Source organism: Streptomyces sp. NPDC047043 (assembly GCF_040644055.1).
In the GTDB taxonomy this organism is placed as follows: domain Bacteria; phylum Actinomycetota; class Actinomycetes; order Streptomycetales; family Streptomycetaceae; genus Streptomyces.
In genome coordinates this window covers 144,909-164,353 of record NZ_JBEYVO010000010.1, presented here as the reverse complement: position 1 = coordinate 164,353, position 19,445 = coordinate 144,909, and the positions used below count along the sequence as shown (strand labels likewise).

Here is a 19,445-nt window from a genome sequence, read left to right as displayed (position 1 = left end):
GTCCGCCGACCGGCCGGATCCGGTCGGGATCCTCATGCATGCCCCGGGAAGCCGACAGCGGCTCAGGCTTCACCCGGCTGTCACCCGGTGGGCAGGGCGGAGGGGGCGGCGGGAGGCGGATCAGGGTTTCGGCGGGTCGGCCGGCAGGTGAGCCGGCGGCCGGTGCTCGGCCACGCGTCGGTGTACGGCTTCCGCCTCCGCGTGCGCGAGGGCGAGGTCGGTCGCCTGGGCCACCTCTCGCTCGGCGTCGTCGATGACGATGCGGGCCTGTTCATCGACGGCCGCCAGCCGCTCGGCATCGCCGGTGACCACGGTGGCGCAGTTGTGCAGCAGCCGGAGCAGGGCATGGGCGACGGTCGGTTCCCGGGCGCCGTAGCGTCGGACGAGCCCGCACATCACGGCGAGGTACTCCGGGAACCGCCGGCCGGGGATGATCAGGACGGTCGTGCCGCCGTCGCGGACGACGTGGTTGCCCAGCGGCCGCTGCGCGAGGGCGCAGAAGATCACGGACAGATGGTCGATGGCCTGGACCGCGGTGTACGGATCGTTGATGGCCGGGGACAGCGCCTTGCAGGCGACGTCGACCAGTTGCCGGATGCCGAAGGCGGCGTCCTGTTCCAGGGTGCGCTCGAAGCCGATGCGGACGCCGCTGTCCAGTGCCTGCGAGAACGTACGGGTGTCAGGAGCGGGGTCGCGCGGCGAGCCGTGCCAGATCCAGGCGAGCGTCGTCCCGGCGACGACGTGTTCGCCGACCCGGGGCCGCAGCCGCACGCAGACGCCTTGCGCGGCCGCGGCCGGCAGCAGCAGATGAGGACGCACCACCTGTACGTACCCGGAGCGCCGGGCGGTCACGGGCACGGCCCATGCCGGTACTTCCGCGTGATCCTCGCCGCCGGCGAACACCCCGTCGCGGATCACCCGGACGGTGTTGCGCTCCACCACGCTCATGATCGCGTCGACCTGGATGGAGTGCACGAGATGGTCGGCGAAGAACACCAGCAGGCCGAGGCTGACGAAGAGCAGAACGAGCGCGCCGCTCACCGCGAGCCGCGGGAACTCCGCGGAGCGGCTGCCTGCCGAGACGCCGACCGTGTACAGCCCGGCCGCGCTGTAGGCGAAGGTCGCGACGAAGACGCTGAGCACGATCTGGTTGGGCCGGTCACGGAGGAAGTTGCGCAGCAGCCGCGGCGAGAACTGGGTGGACGACAGCTGCAGCGCGACCACGGTCAGGCCCAGCAGCAACGCGATGACCGTCACCATCGTCCCGGCGATCCCGATCAGCAGCGTCCGGGCGTCGTCGGCGGTCCCCTGGAAGGCCAGCGGTGATCCCGCATCGGTCTCCACCAGGGACAACAGTGCCCCCGCGACCAGTGCACCCAGCACGGACAGCGTGGGAAGTACCCACAGCGACCCTCGAACGTACTCCGCCAGCGCATCACGTCGGATCATGGGCAACCCCCGCACGTCGATGCTGGGCCGGGTATGCCCAGTATCCGACGAGTGCGTCGGCCGTCCAACTGATCACGCTCTGTGAGAGCGGCACACAGCCGCGTCACGCCGTGCGGTGCTACACCGTGTCGGCCGCCGCCGTGCTCGGCGCCTGTGTGCCCGTACCCCCGAACCGGATGCCCTTGGCCTCCTTGCCGACGGCGCTGAGCACGATCACCGCGGTCAGGGCGGGGATCACGGTCCATGCCATCGCGGACGGGTAGCCGTGCCGCTCGGCGATGGCCTCCTGGATCGGCAGGTTGAGGGCGGCGATGAGGTTGCCGAGCTGGTAGGTGACGCCCGGGTAGAAGCCGCGGACGGCGTCCGGGCTCATCTCGGTCAGGTGTGCCGGGATGACGCCCCAGGCTCCCTGGACGCACATCTGCATCAGGAAGGAGGAGAGCATCAGCCAGCCGACCATGGTGGACAGCACGAAGAAGGGCACGACGACCAGGCCCCCGGCCGCCGCGATCATGATCGTGCGGCGGCGGCCCAGCTTCTCGGAGAAGGCGCCCAGCAGCGCGCCTCCGATGATGGCGCCGATGTTGTAGACCACGGCGATGGCGATGGCGGTGTCCGGGGACAGGCCCAGGCCCTTCTTGACGAAGGTCGGGTAAACGTCCTGGGTGCCGTGCGACATCCAGTTGAAGGCGGTCATCAGCGCCACCAGGTACACGAAGCGCTTCAGCACCGCCGGGTTCCTGAACACCTGGTACGCGGGGGTGCGGTTGAGCCGGACGCTCTTCTCCCACACCTCGCTCTCCTCCACCCGGGTCCGCACCCACAGCGCGACCAGGGCGGGCACCAGGCTGAAGGCGAACAGCCCACGCCAGCCGAAGGCGGGCTCGATACCGAAGAACGCCACGGCGGCGAGCAGATAGCCCAGCGAGTACCCGCTCTGCAGCAGCCCCGACCAGAAGCCGCGCCGCTCGGCCGGGATCTTCTCCATGGCGAGCGCCGCGCCCAGGCCCCACTCGCCGCCCATGCCGATGCCGTACAGCAGACGCAGCACGAGCAGCACGGCGTAGTTGGGCGCGAAGGCGCAGGCGAAGCCGACGATCGAGTAGAAGACGACGTCGACCATGAGCGGCAGGCGGCGGCCCCGTCGGTCCGCCCACATGCCGAAGAGCAGAGCGCCGACCGGCCGCATCATCAGGGTGGCGGTCGTCAGGAAAGCCATGTCGGTGAGGGAGACATGGAAGTCGTCGGCGATTTCGCTGTAGACGAGTACGACCAGGAAGTAGTCGAAGGCGTCCATCGCCCAGCCCAAGTAGGCGGCGACGAAAGCATTGCGCTGGTCCTTGGTGAGTCCCGTGGCCTGCTCTCGGACGCTGTTCAGCATTCCAGCCCTCCCAGGTTCCGCAGGTGAGGCTAGGTGCGTGCGGTGAAGGGGACAACGCATGGGGCGGCAAAGCGCCAACCACGATTGCCCAAAACCCCCGCCCTGCTCGGCTCGTTCACCTGCGGAGGCAGTCAACTCCCTTGTTTATAGGAACAGTTCACTGCTTGGTCGACTGCCGGAGGACCTCACACAAGTAGAGACCGGCCGAACCGCCGAGGACGACTCGGCCGTCGTGGGGGTGGAACGAGCACGAGGACAGGTGGTTGTCCACGCGCAGTTGGCACACTTCGGCCTCCGACTCGGTGTCCCACAGGAAGGCCGATCCCTCCATGGTGACGGCCACGAGACGGGCACCGTCCGGTGACAACGCGACGGACCACACCGCCGATCCGTCGCCTTCGAGGAGGCACCGGGGTTGTCCGGCGGCCGGGTCCCACAGCAGCACGTAGCCGTCGTACCCGGCGGTGGCCAGGTGGCGGCCGTCGGGGGACCAGGACACCGCGCTGACCGAGCCGACGTGACCGTCCCACTCACTGACCGTCCCCGTGGGCCGACCGGTCGGGTCGAGATGGACCACGCGCAGTTCCATGGACGAGGTGGCCGCGGTCAGTTGTGATCCGTCGGGTGCGAAGGCCAGAGCGTTGACACTGGCACCGAGGTTGATCCGGCTGGCCGGCTGCCAGTCCGCCGTCTCCCACAGCAGCACTTCGGTGTTGTCCCCGGCGGCCGCCCAGCCTCCGTCGGGGCTCCAGGCGACGGCTCCCGGATAGGTCAGCTTCCGCGCCGGCGTGTGGACCACCTCGTGCCGGTCGGCGTCCCAGAGCAGCAATCGGCCGTCGTCACCGATGCTGAGCAGTCGGTGCCCGTCGGGTGCCCAGGCCAGGGCCCGCAGTTCGCCCTTGTGCGCGGGCACCGCGTACCGCGACCACCAACCCGGCGGGTTCTCGGCTCCCACCGGGGCCAACATCAGCCGACCCCCGGTGTTTCCGGCGGCCAGGGCCCCGTTCGGGGACCAGGCCACGGTGTTCACCCGTTCCGCCGGACCGGCTTCCGAGGAGGCCTGCCGGTCGGGAATCCAGAGCCGCACGGCGGGTTGACGCGTGCCGACCGCGATCCGGTCCCCTTGCGGGTGCGGAGCGATCGCCCTGGCCTGGACGCCCCGGGCGGAGAAACTGTCGGTGAGCTCCAGCCGTGGCACATTCGCCCACCAGGAGAGTCTCCAGGCGAAGACGGTCCCGTCGTTGTCCCCCGTGAACAGGGTGTCTCCCGAAGGCGCCCAGGCCAGCGACTGGAGCCAGGTGGCCCCTGTGCGCTCCTCTCCGTAGATCCGCGCGGCGGCACCGGTTCCGGCGCAGTCGACGAGTGTCACCGTTGCCGCGTGGCCGACGACGGTCAGCAGCTTGCCGTCCGGATGCCAGTCCAGGGCCTGGACGACCGACTGTCCGCTGTCGAGCACCACCGGTTCGCCCTCGGCCTCCGCCTTCCACAGATGGATCCGGCCGTCGCCCAGGCCGACCGCCAGGCCGCCGCTCGCATGCCAGCTCAGTGCCGTGCAGGTGGCGTCTCGCCCGCCGGGCAGCGGCGGGCCCAGGCTCTCCCCGGTGAACGGTGCATGCCACAGCCGCACGTCCTTCCCGCATGCCACGGCGACGGCCCGGGAGTCGGAGGCGAAGGCCGCCAGGACACGGGGACGGTCCTCGTCGCCGACGGACAGCCGCCGCACGATCAGCCCTTCCGACGGGTCCACCAGCAGCACCTCGCCCCAGTCGGTGCCCACGGCCAAGAACACCACGTCCGGGCTCCACGACAGGCCGATCACCGCACCGCCGGAGCCGCCCGCCGCGTCCACCACCAGTTCCGGTCTGTCGTACTCGTCGATCCAGCGGATCCGCACCGTGCCGTCGCCGCTGCCGCTGGCCAGCACCCGGCCGTCCGGCCGCCAGCACAGCGCGTGCACAGCGCCTGTGTGACCGGTCAGCACCCGCCACAACCGCCCGTCGGGGCCGTCGGGAAAGGGCGCCTTCGCGATCAGCCCGGCGGACAGGACCTCGCCCATGTGGTGCAGCCGTCGCATCACCTGCTCCGAGGCAAGACAACGGCTGTACAAGGTGATGGCGAGGTCTGTGCGCTGCGCGTGCCCAGTCAGCAGATGGGCCTCCCCCTCGACCAGCCAGCCGAGTTCCGTCGCGTAGCGCTCCATACCCAGTGGCAGGAACACCCGCAGGCGGCGCGACGCCTCCACCTGCAGGGCCGTCGGGCCGCTGCGCCAGACCCGTTCGACGAGAAAGCGGAAGTCCGTGGTGGTGTGGTTGAGGCCGACGCCGTCGTCGGCCTCCGCGAGGTGGTAGGTGACGTTGTCCAGGAACGCGGGGTCGGCGTCGGGCGCGGCCAGGGCGTGCCAGCCCGCCCCGCCGCACAGCGGGGCCTGCCCGTCCAGCAGGGTCCGGTGTGCCTGCCGTACCGCACGCGGGTCGCGGCGTCGCAGGACATCGCGGATGACGTCGTGCAGCCGTACGCCCTCGGCGTCGTGCTGCGCCAGCAGGGAATGGTCGTCGAGGCGTACGCACTCCCGTCGCGCGGTCAGCTCGGAGACCTGCCAGAGCCGGGCGAGCCAGCGATAGGGGACGTGCTGGTCCTCCGGGAAGCAGGCCGTGGCCAGCAGCCGGGCCAGGGAGTCGGGGCCGGTGACGGGGATCCGGGCGAGCTCTTCGAGGCTGAGGTCGACGGTGGCCTCCACCGTGCGGGTGTCGGTGTCCGGGTAGGCGTCGAGCGGATCCTGCAGACCGTGGCGGTCGAGCTCGCCGGCCATCTCGTTCACGACGTCGGGCAGGCCCATGCCGCTGCGGTGCACCATGCTGCGCAGCACGCCGTTGATCAGACGCAGGGCCAGCGGCCAGCGGCCGGAGCGGTCGAACAGCGGCAGCACTGTGGTGTTGTCGGCTCCGTCGATCCCCGCCGTCAGCAGGTTCAGGGCCTGAGCCGGGGACATCCGGTCTACCCGGACCAGCGGCGCCGCCCTGTCCAGCACCCCGCGTCTGCGGGTGGTCACCAGCCGGACGCAGGTGCCTCCGCCCCGCAGGAAGGGTTCCACGTCCTCCCGCCGCCACGCGTCGTCGACCACCAGCAGGACGCGCCGCCCGTCCAGTGCCGTCCCCAGCGCGGCGCCCGCCGCCTCCACGGTGGCGTAGGCCGGGGGTTCGGCGCCGGTGAGGAGCCGTACGAGATCGCGTGCTTCGGTGATGATGCGTTGCTGCGACACGTCCTGGCCGAGCTGGACCCACAGCACGCCGTCGGGGAAGGCCGCCAGCACGTCCGGGTGGTGGCAGGCCCAGGCGGCCAGCGTGGTCTTGCCGAACCCACCCGTGCCGTGGACGCCGGTGACGGCGGAGGTCAGTCCGACGGCGGTGGGTGCGTCGCCGGATTCCGACTGCTCACCTGCCGCCGCCTTCAGTAGCGATCTGACCAGGTCGCCGCCTTCCTCGGGGCGTTCGACGAAATCCGACGGGACGGCGGGTGCCATGTGCGGCGGGCCCGGCAGATCGGTCCGCGACCGCGGGCCGGACGTGAGCGGCCCCGCGACCGGTGCGAGGGGCGCACGGGGCAGGGGATCGGGCATGACCGCTGTCCCCGTCGACGACGGTGACACGACCTCCGCCGCTGACGCCGGCGGCGCCACCTCCTGCCGCGCCAGCAACTCGCCGCCCGCATGGGCCGCCAGACGGAAGAACCGCCACCTGCCGGCGTCGCCCAGACTCTCGTACGTGGTGAAACGCAGCGCCGTCGCCTGGACGGACAGCAGCAGTTGTTCCGTCCACGGGCCCAGCCAGCCTTTCGGGACGACGCCGGTGCAGGCGTCGTGCATAGCGTCCAGGAGTTCGCTCAACCACGGGGCGAGATGCGCGACATGGGCCTCCTGAGGGTTCACCACGTGGGACAGCAGCGCGAGTTCCTGCTCCGCGACGAGGCCGACGGGCACCTTCTCGGCCAGGACGGACAGCATCAGCGTCGCCAAGTCCCGTGTGAGCGGGGCCGATTCGGCGAAGTCGGCCAGGTCGATGAGCTCGTAGTCCTCGGGCCGCGGGGTTCCTCTGCGACAAGGCACCATGACGTTCTGCAGATGCAGGTCGCCATGGGCCAGACCGTGGTGGACCTGGAACCACGGATCGGGCAACTGGCGGTTTCCCTGGGCCATGAGCAGGGGGTTCGGTACGACCACGCCGTCGATCTCGATCCACGCCGCCCGTGCCGCGTCCAGCAGCAGCGCATCGACCCCGGCGGCATACGCCGGCACCGGGCCGTCCTGCCCGACCAGTGCGCCGAGTTCGCCGCGCAGGAAGGCCGAGACGGTGCGCGGCTCGGCCGACCGGTCCTCGATGCTCCGGTTCCAGTCGGTCACAAGCCCAGAGACCACCGCGCGGAAGGCGGACTTCAGCTCTTCGCCGTGGCGCAGATGCGCCATGGTCACCACCTGCCGCAGGTCGCCGCAGGCAGGGCTCTGGAACGTCAGGATCCGCCCGTCACCCACTGGGTAGGGATCACGGACCTGCTCGGCCAGGTGCCGCTCGGCGAAGCCTCCGCGCAGCCGGGAAGCACGCCGGGCACGCGCGTGAGCCGCGTGTTCGCCCCACTGATCGGCGGGACACAGCTTCACCACGACGACGCCCGGCCCCGGGCTGACCGTCACGGCCGCCAGCGCCGCGCCCGTGTACCCCATGCCAGACGGCTTCCAGCGAGGGCTGACCGGGATGACCGTACTCCCCACGGTTTCACCCCACCGCACCAGCGCCCGCGCCGCGCGCTCGTCCCCCAGGCACGTGGTCAGCTCGTCAAGCACTGTCATCGTCCCCCCGCGCGAAGGCGCCGCAAGCCGCTCGTGTACCGGCGAAAGCCGATCCGGCCCATTCTGGCACCCCCAGCACGGCGAACGCCCTGTGTACAGCCGGCGGACCGACGGGCACAGTGGGGACCACAGCCAAGGGCGAGGGGGACGTCATGGGCAGTGGGCCGGGCGAGGGCTCCCGCATCCTGTCGGAACAGAACGCGGAGCCGGCCCTGCACAGGCTGCGCGCCATGACGGTCTCCCACGGCAGGGCCCAGCGTCTGGCCAACGCCCGGACCGGTGTCTCGCTGCTGCTGGCCGGGGCCGGACTCGTCACCGTCTTCCTTCCCGGGATCAGCCTCTGCGTGACGGTACTTGGCGGGCTCTGGGCTGTGGCGTACTCCGTCGGCCTGACCTCGTGGGAGAGCAGCGAGGCGCGTCGCGCCGCGCTGCTGCAGGAGCTGTTCGACGTCCGGCTGTTCCGTCTGGAGTGGAACGGCGTGGTGGCCGGACCCCCGCCCGCCCCGCAGCAGATCAACAGCCTCAGCCGGCGCTTCACGAGCGACGAGTCAGAGCTGCGCGACTACTACGAGATCCCCGAACTGCCGCGCCCCTACGACGTGCTGGCCTGTCAGCAGCAGAACCTGGGGTGGGGTGCCCGAGTCCGCCGCCGTTATGCCCGAACCGTGCTGACGGCGATGGTGGTCTGGCTGGGTACGGGGCTCGTGGTCGGCCTCTCGGCACGCATGAGCGTACTCGACCTGATGCTGCTGTGGTACGTGCCCTCGCTCGGCGCGGTGATGATGGGTCTCGACGTGTGCCGGACGCAGTGGGAGGTGGCCACGGAGCGGGAGCGGGTGATGGCAATGCTGGAGAGCAAGGTCGCCGCCGGCGGTGACACGGCCGCCCTGCTGGGCTTCGCCCGGCAGGTCCAGGACGTGGTCTTCCAGTCCCGGCAGCGGCACACCCGCGTGCCGGGCTGGTTCTTCCGCCGCTTCAAGAGCACGGACCGCGCCGACTTCCAGGCCGCGATGGACGACCTGCAGAATCTGGTCGGACGCAGCACGCCACAGCCCGGCTGATGTAGCGTCAGCGACTGTTCGCACCGGCAAGGAGTCCGGGACGACTCCGCAGTCGGAGCGGTCCCGGCGTCATGGGCGGACGGGTCCTGGACGGGGGCAGGGTGGACAACGAGGACGGTCTCAAGGATCTGTTCGACGACGAGCCGGCCTCCGACGCCCTGATCGACTGGGCCCGGCACGGAGACCACGGCGGCACCGTCCGGCCGGTCATACCCCCGTGGCAGCCGTCCGGGGTGAGCGCCAGCGGAGCCCTGCTGGCCGCGGTGCTGGTCGCCCCCCGGCCGGGCGCCGTGGTGGTCAAGGTGTCCACCACCGACCAGGCCGACGAGGGCCACACCCACGCCCGGGCGAGGCGGACGGCACCGGATCGGGTGGCTCCCCTGCTGTGGACATGGCCGGTGGGGGACGGCCGCGTACTGACGTTTCAGTCCCCGGCGGGCGGGAGCCTGAGCGCCGTGGACACGTTGTCGGGACTCGGGGGCGGCGAACTCCCGGACGCCTGCGCCTTCGTGACGAAGTGGCTGCTGACGCGGTGGAACGACGGCCTGGGGGTCCGAGAGCCCGTTCCCGTGAGCGTCGGTCAACTGCTGCGCGGCGAACTGGGTGCGCTCGTCTCCCGCGGCGGCTCGGCGCTCGCGTACGGCTCTCGGATCACGGGCATGCGGGCCGACTCCGCGTGGATCCGGACCGACGACCAGGACCTGCCGAATCCCCTGGCCCTGGCCACCGGTCACGCCGAACTGCCCGACCCGGCCCTCTACATCGCACGCGGGCTGGCGCACGGCGACCTCCATCTGCACAACATCATGGTTCCGCACCGGGAAGGCAGCGCCCGGTACCAGGACTTCCAGCTCATCGATCTGGCGACCTTCGCGGACGACGCCCCGCTCTCCCGGGACGTGGCGATGCTGCTCCTGTCCGCTCTGGCCCCCGAGGCCCAGGCGGAATCGGCCAGAGGCGGTGACGCCCTGCTGCGCTACCTGGTGAGCCCGCACAAGGACCTCCTGGAGAGGATCCCGCCCTCGACGAGCCGCCTGGTCCGAGCGGTAGGGCAGACCTGCGCCAGGGCCGCCGAGGGCGGCCTGTACGACGTGTGGTCCGCCCAGTTCCTGCTCTCGCTCGTCGCCACGGGGCTGCGGTTCAGCACGTACGAAAACATGGGAGAAGCCGGACGGTGGTGGTACTTCCGGCTGGCGGCACACGCAGGCGGCGAATTGCTGAAGCCATACGAAGACCGTCCGCGCCCGGCAGGACGACCGGTTGGTGCGCCGGTGCCGCTGGGCCCACAGGCCGCCTCCGCCGCTCATGAGCGGCGGGACCGGCGGTCCACCCCGGCTGCGCGCCGTACCGAACCGGGCCGTCTCTCCGCCGACCGCGACGCCACGAATCCGTCCGAGGAACTGCTCGGACTCGAGGCCTACAGCCGTGCCGCGGTCGTCGCCGCGGGACATCAGGGCGCTTCGGGCACCGGGGCACACCCCCTGGACCTGACCGCGCTCGCCGTCCCCCGGGACATGGAGTGGTCGCTCCTCGGCCTGCTGGGCGAGGGCCGTTCGGCGTGTGTGACCGGCGAGCCCGGCACGGGCAAGACCACGTTACTGTGGAGAATCCACACGGAGCTGGCCGCGGATCCGGCCGGGCCGCGGCCCTACTTTCTGCGGGCCGGGGACCTGTGGAGCGCCTCGCGCGGCGCCGGGCCGCTCCTGGAGACGGTCCGCGCCGCGTGCCGCCGCCTGGCACGTCCGGCGGTCTTCCTCCTCGACACCGCCGACCTGCTGGTCTCCGACACCTCGGGCCTGCTCCTGCTGCAGGAACTGCTCACACTCGCCGCCGAGCACTCCGTGCGCGTTCTGATGACCTGCCGGAAGGAGGAGGCACGCATCCTGCGGCCGTACGTCGGCGACTTCGCCCTTGAGTGGAAGGTGCTCGGCCCGTACAGCGACCGCGAGCAGAAGGCGGCCATCCGCACCCACGCCCGGTACTTCTACGAGGGCCAGTCCGAGGTGTCCGTGGACGAGGTCTGCCGCACGGTCACCAACGCGGCCGTGCGCGGTCTGCCGATGCGCGAGGTGTGCCGGGCCCCCCTGACGCTGCGCATGCTGTTCGAGACCTTCGCGCCCAAGGCGCCCCTGGTCGAGGAGATCGACGCCACCACCCTCTACGACCTGTACTGGGAGCACCGCGTCGGCAAGGATCAGCGGGCTGGGTTCGACGTCCCCGCGCCCGGCGCCGCGCCACCGCCCGATCTGTCCGAGTCCGGTGAGGAAGTGGCCCGGCTGATGCTGGAGGAGGGCCGCCTGGACTTGTCGGCCGCGGAGGTGCGTACGGGGCTGCGCAGCCGCTCCCGGAGCGTCGGCCCGGTGGACGACCTGCAGGGGCTCGTGGCGCGCGGCGTGATCGAGCGTCAGGGGGCGAACTCCACAGAGCGGTACTCCTACTTCCACCAGACCCTGTTCGAGTACGCCGCCGGCCGCCGGCTCTCGCGGACGGCCGTGCCCGAGAGGCCCTCCCACCTCGGTCACCTGCTCGACTGGCTGAAGGAGCACCCCGACGATCACTTCCGGCTCGCCGTCGCCGAGCAGGCACTCGTCCAGGCCGGTCGGAGCGGCGGCCGGGCCGCGGAAGCGAGCACGGCGCTGCTGACCGAACTGCTCGCCAAGACCTGGGGCGGCTCGCCCGAGCTGCATGGGCTGCGCGCCATGCAACTGCGCGTCTACGCACGGCTGCCGGCCCCTGACGCCGGACTTCGGCGGCGCTTCGGACGGGCCGTCGCCGACCTCCCGCCGGTACTGGGCAGGGTCTATCTGGAGGCGCTGCCCACGACCTGCCACCGGGATCGCGGCCGGATCGTCGAGGAACTGCTCGGCATCTGGCGCCGTGGGCACGAGGAGCTCAGACAGCCGCTGCTCGTCGCCCTGAAATGGCTCGCGGAAAGCCTGCCGGAGAGCGTGATCTCGGTCATCGACGGAGCCTGCCCCACCTGGGCGCGCGGCAACGGCCCCTGCCGAGGCGTCCGTTGCTCTTCCCAGGAGTGCCTGTGGGCCTGGTTGCTGACCCGGCACAAGTCGGAGGTCTTCAAGTTCCTGGCCGTACTCGAGGCACTGGCACCCAAGCGACCCGACTGGGTGTGGCCCCGGCTGCGCACGCTGATGACGGATCCGCACAGCGACCTGCTCCCGATGGCCCGCTGTCTGCGGCTCGCGGCCCGGCGACAGGACTGGCCGGAGCGCCCCTACCCGACGGTCCGGCCGGTCGTCCGCCACCGCTGGGGCCGGGAACGCCCGCGCAACAAGGACGGATTCGAACTCCAAGCGGCCCTGGGCCGGTTGACCGCCGTCTCGTGGCAGACCGGCGCGCAGCCGCCCTCGTCGGAAGCCGTCCTGGCCGCGGCGGCCCGACGTCCAGAGGAGTCGATGTCGTATCCCCAGGTTCGCGCCGTGAGCGAGATGGCGGTCCAGGCGTCCTACGACGAGGTCGCTCGCCTGCTCGACGTGGTGGAGGAGGCGGCAGGGCCCGCGGCCATGCCGTTGCTCACCGACCATCTGCTACTGCCGCTGCTCACCGCCGCGCAGGGAACCGTCGACACGATCGGCGGCGACACACCGTCGAGCCGGACCTCCGGCGCGGAACCCGCGGCCACCGTCGCGGTCCGTGCCTGGCTGGCCCGACAGCTGCGCGCGCTCGACCGTCCCGGCCCCGTCGGCTTCGCTCACCGCCTGGCGGAACACACCTGGAGCCGCGACCTCGATGTCGTCACCACGGCCCGGCTGGCCACCGAGGCGTGGCCGCAGGACGACGACCCATCAGGCCACGACCGCGAAGAGCCGGGGGTGGACGACGGCGACGAGCCGGATGCGGAGGAGAGGCTGCGCCGGATCTGGCTTTCCGAGCAGGGCGCCGTCCAACTGCTGGTGGCGGCCTCGGCAGCCGGACACCCGCACGCGCGAAAGGCGCTGCGCCTGTGGCGTGCCGACCGCGCGGGCAAGGGCCACGCCAAGGGACCTGCCCGCAAGCAGGGCGTGTCGCAGGAGGACCAGAAGATCGCGCTCAACCTGCAGCGGCTGGTGCCCGAACATCCCGAACTGCTCGACGAGTTGCTCGCGCCGGATACCATCGACCCACGCCTGGATGCGGGTTGGCTGAACAAGGCGCTGGGAGACAGGGAGGCGGACGTCGACCGGCGGCTGACCGCCGCGCTACGCCGCCACGCGGATGCCCTCGAGCGGCTCTGCGACGTCACGTGGACGGGCGACTACGGGTCGGCGGCTGCCCGGAGCTCGTTCCATCTGCGCGGCAAGCTCATCGTCCGGGGTGTCCTCGGGCCGCCGAGTGCCGGCCGTCTCGACGCCGTCCTCGCCGCGCGAGGCCACCCGCATCACGTCCGGAGCGCGCTGCTCCTGGTCGAGACGGTCATCGACCACAGCCCGAACGGCACGCTCGACACGGAGGAGTGGCGGCGGCTGGAAGGCCGGCTGCGCGGCTTCACGCACCAGGACGTCCGGGCCGTGGCCCGCCGTTGTCTGACGGGCCTGGTGTGCCGCCACCACGCCTTGGACACGCCTCGGCGCATCGCCCAGGCGCATGCGAGCGCGCTGAACCATCTGGCAAGGGCCACCACGGTGGACGAGGTGACCGTACTGGGGCGGTTCGTCGAACGGCTCGCCGAGGCCTCGCCGCAGAATGCCGTCGAGCTGGTCACCGCGGCTGCCGGGAGGCTGCGCGTGCTGCCCACGGGGCAGGTGATGTCCCTGGCCCAGCGCTGGTATCGCCCGCTCTCCCGTCTCGCCGAACGGGCGTCGACACAGCAGTGGAAGGAGCTCGTCGAAGGCGTCCGGGAAGGCCCCAGGGAGATCCTGCGCGTCCTGATCCGGTCCGGCATCCGCAAGCGCACCGACGATCCGGCGGCACACCTGCTGGCGATCGCCGACAGCAGCCCGTGGCCGGACATGATCCGGGAAACGGTGCGCGTGGGCACTCTCCTGCACACTGAGAGCAGTCGGCAGCGCTGGCTGCCGTCCCTGGATTCGGTGACTGAAGGCTGAGTGTCCGGGCACGTTTCCCGGCTCTTACCCGGAACGCTGCCCGCCGGTGACGCACTTTGTCCGCGTTTGATCGCTCCCATTGCATTTCAGTGCGCCGTGACTGATTGAACAGCCTTGGGCGGCTTGGGAGTTCTATGCTGCAGCCGACATGGAACCCGTGAGCATTGGGGCCCGGCTCGCCTCGAGCGTCGTCGTCCCGCTGGTGAAGAAACTGTTCGTGGCGGACGGACCGGGCGCGGGCCTGGTCGACCGGCCCGTGCGCATCTCCAGCCTGGTCTCGTTCCGTGGCGAGAAGCGAACGCTTTCGGACGCCGAACTCCGCAAGATCGCCGAGGAGTTGGTGGAGCGCGCGGCACAGTCGACCGGCGTGTCGGAGCGCCTTCCGGGCTTCGAGCGGCGCGCGGTGGTGAACGCGGTCACGCATTCCCTGAGTTCCATGGGCCACATCGACATGGACGACGTCCAAGCCGTCCAACTCGGCTATCTGGAACTGTCCCGAAGTCTTCGATCGGGCAATCAGGCAGCCACGCTCGGACTTTCGAGCGACGCGGTGCTGTTGCACGCGCGGGTGGTGGATACGGCCTGTCTGCACATCCTGCACTTCTTCACCACGAGATCCACCTTCATACCCCGGACGCTCTTGGAGCAGAGCCGAAAAATCGAGGAACTCTCCTCGAAGATCGACATGCTGATCCGGCGGACGCCTTCTCCGGCGGACGGCGGATTCGAGGAGCGCTATGCGCGCCATATCTCCAGCAAACACGGCAAGCTGACCATCTTCGGCCTTGATCTGTCCGAATCCTCGAGGGCATGGCCTCTGGACGCGGCCTATCTGAGCCTGGAGGCCATGGGCACCACGGTCGGCGAGATCCCGTTGGTCCTGCCTGCCGAACAGGTCCTGGCCGGGCGTGACCGGGTGCTGTTGCGCGGAGTGGCAGGCTCCGGCAAGACCACGCTGGTGCAGTGGCTGGCGGTGAGTGCGGCCCGGGACGACCTCGACGAACGGCTCCTCTACCTCCACGGCCTGGTGCCGTTCGTGCTGCCCATGCGGTCCCTGACCCGTGCCGGGGCACGACTGCCCACCCCGGACGAGTTCCTTTCGGCGGTGGGGTGCCCGATCGCTCACGCCCAGCCCACCGGCTGGTACGACCGGGTGCTGACCGCCGGGCGAGGGCTGATGCTGGTCGACGGGATCGACGAGATGCCCGAGGGGGAACGCGAGGAAGCCCGCAGCTGGCTGCGGGACCTCATCGGTGCGTACCCGAAGAACCACTGGCTCGTCACTTCACGGCCCTCCGCGGTGCGGGAACACTGGCTGGCGGACGAGAAGTTCACGGAACTGGACCTGGCTCCGATGAGCCGTGACGATGTCGCCGCGTTCATCAGACGCTGGCACAAGGCGGCCGGCAGCGCGGACGCGTACGGCAAAGAGCTGCTCTACGCGGTACGGGCCAAGCAGGAACTCGCCCGGCTCGCCACCAATCCCCTCATGTGCGCACTGATCTGCGCACTGCATCGTGACCGGAGGGGCTATCTCCCCGACGGACGCAAGGAGCTCTACGACGCGGCGCTGTCCATGCTGCTGTCCCGGAGGGACCGCGAACGCGGCATCTACCAGACGGGCGACATGCGGATCGGCGAGACCCACCAGGTGCAGCTGATCCAGAAACTGGCGTACTGGCTGATCCGCAACGGCCGTTCGGAGATGGACGCAAGGGATGTCCTGGACCTGCTGTCCCAGGCGTTGACGGCGATGCCGCGCGTCGCCGAACAGGGCACGGCGCAGCAGATCTACCGCTACCTCCTCGTCCGCAGCGGGCTGCTCCTCGAACCCATCGAGGGCACCATGCAGTTCATTCACCGGACCTTCCAGGACTACCTCGGTGCCAGGGCCGCCGTGGAGAGCCTCGACTTCGACTTCCTCGGCGGAAACGCCCACCTCGACCAGTGGGAGGACGTCATCCGCATGGCCGTGGCCCATGCCCGCCCGGCAGAACGCACCCGGCTGCTCACCGGTCTGATCGAACGCGGCGACACCTCGAAGGACACCCGCCACCGCCTGCACCTGCTGGCCGCGGCCTGCCTCGACGACGCCACCGAACTCGATCCTGCCGTGCGAACCGAAGTCCAGCGCCGCGCCGAAAGGCTCATCCCACCCCGCTCGACGACCCGGGCCCGCGCACTCGCGGACGTCGGCCCCGTCGTGCTGGAACTCCTGCAGGGCCCGGAGGATCTCACTGCCGACGAGGCCTACTTCACCGTCCTCACCGCGGTCCGTCTCGGAACCGATGCCGCGATCCCGGTGCTGACCCGGTTCCGGTCCGTGAACGACCTACGGGTACGCGCCGAACTCGCCCTCGCCTGGAGCCGGTTCGACACCGAACGCTACGCCGAAGAGGTCATTGCGCACCTGCACGAGGACGACCTCTACTTCGTGGTGTCCAGCGTCCGGGAACTCAAGGCCCTGCGCCGTTTCGGCGGAAGGTCCTTGTTGAGGATCACCTCTCCGCTGAGCATCGACGAGATCAGGAACTGCTGCGTGGCAGACCGCGTCACGGGACTGTGCGTCGCGGCGGATCTGCGTTGTTCCTGGGAGTGGCTCGGCACGTTCCCCCATCTGACCGAGCTGACACTGGAGATCCCCCTTCCCGACATCGACGTGAGTTCACTGCGACATGTGCGCTCTCTCCACACTCTTCGGCTGCCCACCGCGGCGAGCGTCGTCGGCGCGGAGCTGTTGTCCCCGACCCTGGAGATCGTCCGCGCGGGCTGAAGGACCGGCCGAACGGAGTTTGGTGCGCAGCGCGTCCGCCTCCGGGAGGCCCAGTTCGTCGAACAGCTCCAGGGCGCGACTCCGGGCGGCGAGCGCGGGGCCGGGTGCGCCTGCCGCCTCGTGGGTGTCGCCGAGGTAGGTCAGGCCGATGGCCTCGCTGCGGCGGTCGCCCGTCTTGCGGAAGAGGGCGAGCGCCCGGTCGTAGCACTCCACGGCTGTGTCGTGGCGGCCCAGATGCCGGTGGATGTAGCCGAGGCTGTCCCAGGTGTGCGCCTGGCCGCTCAGGTCGCCCGTCGCCTGGACGAGCGGCAGTGCCTGCCGGCAGTACGCCAACGCCTGCCGCAGGTCGCCGAGTTCGGCGAGGTACCAGCCCATGTCGTTGAGGGCGACGGCCTGACCGCCGCGGTCGTGTGCGAGCCGGAAGTGTTCCAGCGAGCGGCGCGCGTGGTGCAGTGCCTCACTGGGCGCTCCGTGCGCCCAGATCATCTTGGCCAGGTTCTGGCGGGTACGGGCCTGCCCGGCGTGGTTGTCCAGCCGCCGGAAGAGATCGAGGGCATGGGTGAAGTGGTGCCGGGCCCCCTGCGAGTCCCGCAGCTGGAAGCGGGCCAGCCCCAGGCCGCGGTGGGCGGCCGCCTGTCCGGCCAGGTCCTCGTGGTCCGACGCGGCCTGCAGGGCCACGGTGTGGACGTCGGTCAGCGCCTGCCAGTTGCCCTGGCGTTCCAGGAACGTGGTCAGGGTCGCGGCGAACTGCCAGGTGTAGGCGTCGAAGCCGGGCAGCGGGCGCTCCACTGCCGAGAGCAGGACGGCCTGTTCGGCGATCAGCCATGCCAACGCCTCGTCGCAGTCAGCCGGTTGGTGGGGCTGGGCGCCGGGTGCGGCCGGCGCGAGGGCCATCGGGTGGTGCCGTCGGGTCAACAGGGCGTCGGCCGCGTACGCCGTGTGCAGGTAGTGGTCCAGAACGCGCCGGGTCGCGGCCCGCACGGTGGGCTCGTCGTCGTGATCGGCGACCAGCTCCACGGCGTAGGCGCGCAGCAGGTCGTGGAGGGTGTAGCGCCGGGGTGCGTGCTCGATCAGGAGATGGGCCGCGGTCAGTTCGCGCACCGGTGCCCGCACCTGGTCCACCCCCGTGCCGGCGAGTGCGGCGAGGGCCGTCAGGTCGGCGTCGGGGCCGGGATGCAGGCCCAGGAACCGGAACAGACGCGCCGCTTGCGGGCTGAGTGTCCGGTACGACCAGTGGAACACGGTCCGTACGGCGGTGGCCGGGTCGCCGGTGTCCAGCGGGTCCAGGATCCGCTCGGCGGTGCGCAGTTCCTCGGCGAAACCGGCCAGCGGCACATGGGGACGGGCGGCGGCGCGGGCGGCCACGACTGCGAGCGCGAGAGGCAATCCGGCGCAGCGCACGACGATCTCGTCGACCGCGGCGGCCTCGGCGGCCACCCGTGCGGCACCCAGGCGGGCGGCGAGCAGATCGCGGCACTCCTCGGCGGTGAGCAGGTCGAGGGCGAGCAGGTGCGCGCCCTGGGCCGCGGCAAGTCCGGTCAGCGGGCTGCGACTTGTCACCAGGGCCAGACAGCCGGGCGCGCCGGGCAGCAGCGGCCGTACCTGATCGGCGTCACACGCGTTGTCGAGCACGACCAGGACCCGGCGGCCGGACAGCAGACTGCGATACAGGCCCACCTGCGCGTCGAGTGACTCCGGCACCCGGGTGGCGGGAACGCCCAGTGCGTCGAGGAATCCGCGCACGGTCCGGTCCGGCGTGAGGGGCGCACCGCCCGGGTCGAAGCCGCGCAGGTTCACATACAGCTGCCCGTCGGGAAACGCCGGGCGCATCCGGCGCGCCCAGTGCACCGCCAGGGCGGTCTTGCCCACGCCGCCCATGCCCGACAGCGCCGACACCACCACCGCCGCCGCCGGCTGCCGTCCGGTGTCCGCCAGCAACGCGTCCAGGCGAGCGAGTTCGTCGGTGCGGCCGGTGAAACCCGGTACGCCCGCGGGGAGTTGGGCGGGAGCGGCGTAGGGGGCGCTGCCGCCCGACGGGGGCGGGACGGTGGCAGGCCGCGCCTCGTGTTCGTGCCCGGTTTCGAGGGGTCGCTCCCGGAGGATCTCCTGGTGCAACTGCCACAGCCGGCGCCCCGGTTCCGTGCCGAGCTCCTCCACCAGGCGCCGCCTGGTCTGCGCATAGCAGCGCAGCGCCTCGCCGCTGTCGCCGGCCGTGTGCAGGGCCCGCATGAGGGCTTCCGCCAGGGGCTCCGTCAGCGGGTACTCACCCAGCAGGTCGGTCAACTCACCTACGACGGCTGCCGGGTCGCCGCTGTGGATCTCCAGGTCCGCCAGTCGTACGGCGGCTTCCACGCGCTGGCGTCGCCAGGTCTCGCGCATCCGGGCGGGCCAGGTTCCGGGCAGACCGGCGAAGGGCTCGCCGCGCCACAGCTCGAGCGCCTCGCGCAGCAGCGCGGCCCGCGTGCGGTCGGGCTGTGCGCTGTCGCGGGCCAGCGCGACCAGGCGCTGGAAGCGGTGCAGATCGACCCGGTCGGGATCGAGGTCGAGTTGGTAGCCGCCGGACCGGCGCAGCACCGGTAATCGTCCCTCGCCGACATCGTCCAGACGTTCCGCCAGCCGCCGGAGGCGGGCGATGTGGGCGTAGAGGGCGCGGCGGGCGCCGGTCGGCGGATCGGCGCCCCAGATCCGGTCGATGAGCACCTCGATCGGTACCGGGCGGCCGGCGTCCACGGCCAACGCGGCCAGCACTGCCCGGCGTTGGGGCGGCCCCAGGTCCACCGGTGTTTCCCGCACCAGGACTTCCACCGGTCCTGACAGGCAAAGCCGCAGCATCGCCCCCACCCCCCGTTCACGCTGCCTCCACAGTCTCCTCACAGTCGCGAGCAGGGCGACAACCTTT

General features: G+C 71.1%; 7 protein-coding genes. 3 read left to right on the top strand and 4 right to left on the bottom strand.

What is annotated here, in order from left to right; translation table 11 throughout:
- Positions 1-120 precede the first annotated feature (120 nt).
- From ABZ880_RS17625 to ABZ880_RS17615, 3 genes are all read right to left on the bottom strand, one after another.
- Positions 121-1,449, bottom strand: coding sequence for a DUF2254 domain-containing protein (locus tag ABZ880_RS17625; RefSeq protein ID WP_361263102.1), 1,329 nt, complete (start codon positions 1,447-1,449; stop codon positions 121-123).
- A gap of 118 nt (positions 1,450-1,567) precedes the next feature.
- Positions 1,568-2,830 carry an MFS transporter gene (locus ABZ880_RS17620; RefSeq protein WP_361263099.1) on the bottom strand — a complete coding sequence of 421 codons (1,263 nt, stop codon included), beginning with the start codon at positions 2,828-2,830 and terminating at the stop codon, positions 1,568-1,570.
- 157 nt (positions 2,831-2,987) lie between these two features.
- The gene (locus tag ABZ880_RS17615; protein ID WP_361263096.1) at positions 2,988-7,670 is read right to left on the bottom strand and encodes an NB-ARC domain-containing protein; all 4,683 of its coding nucleotides are present in this window, start codon (positions 7,668-7,670) and stop codon (positions 2,988-2,990) included.
- Between the two features lie 152 nt (positions 7,671-7,822).
- Here ABZ880_RS17615 and ABZ880_RS17610 point away from each other — a divergent pair, with 152 nt between their 5' ends.
- The 3 genes from ABZ880_RS17610 (at position 7,823) to ABZ880_RS17600 (ending at position 16,546) form a co-directional block, all read left to right on the top strand.
- Positions 7,823-8,731 carry an S-4TM family putative pore-forming effector gene (locus ABZ880_RS17610; protein ID WP_361263094.1) on the top strand — a complete coding sequence of 303 codons (909 nt, stop codon included), beginning with the start codon at positions 7,823-7,825 and terminating at the stop codon, positions 8,729-8,731.
- Positions 8,732-8,802: 71 nt separating this feature from the next.
- Positions 8,803-13,773: an ATP-binding protein gene (locus ABZ880_RS17605; RefSeq protein WP_361263091.1), complete on the top strand. Its 4,971-nt coding sequence runs from the start codon at positions 8,803-8,805 to the stop codon at positions 13,771-13,773.
- Positions 13,774-13,921: 148 nt separating this feature from the next.
- Positions 13,922-16,546 carry an NACHT domain-containing protein gene (locus ABZ880_RS17600; RefSeq protein ID WP_361263088.1) on the top strand — a complete coding sequence of 875 codons (2,625 nt, stop codon included), beginning with the start codon at positions 13,922-13,924 and terminating at the stop codon, positions 16,544-16,546.
- Here ABZ880_RS17600 and ABZ880_RS17595 read toward each other — a convergent pair.
- Entirely contained in the window at positions 16,439-19,339 is a 2,901-nt protein-coding gene (locus ABZ880_RS17595; RefSeq protein ID WP_361263086.1) for a BTAD domain-containing putative transcriptional regulator, read from the bottom strand. The genes ABZ880_RS17600 and ABZ880_RS17595 overlap by 108 nt on opposite strands.
- Between the last annotated feature and the right edge of the window lie 106 nt (positions 19,340-19,445).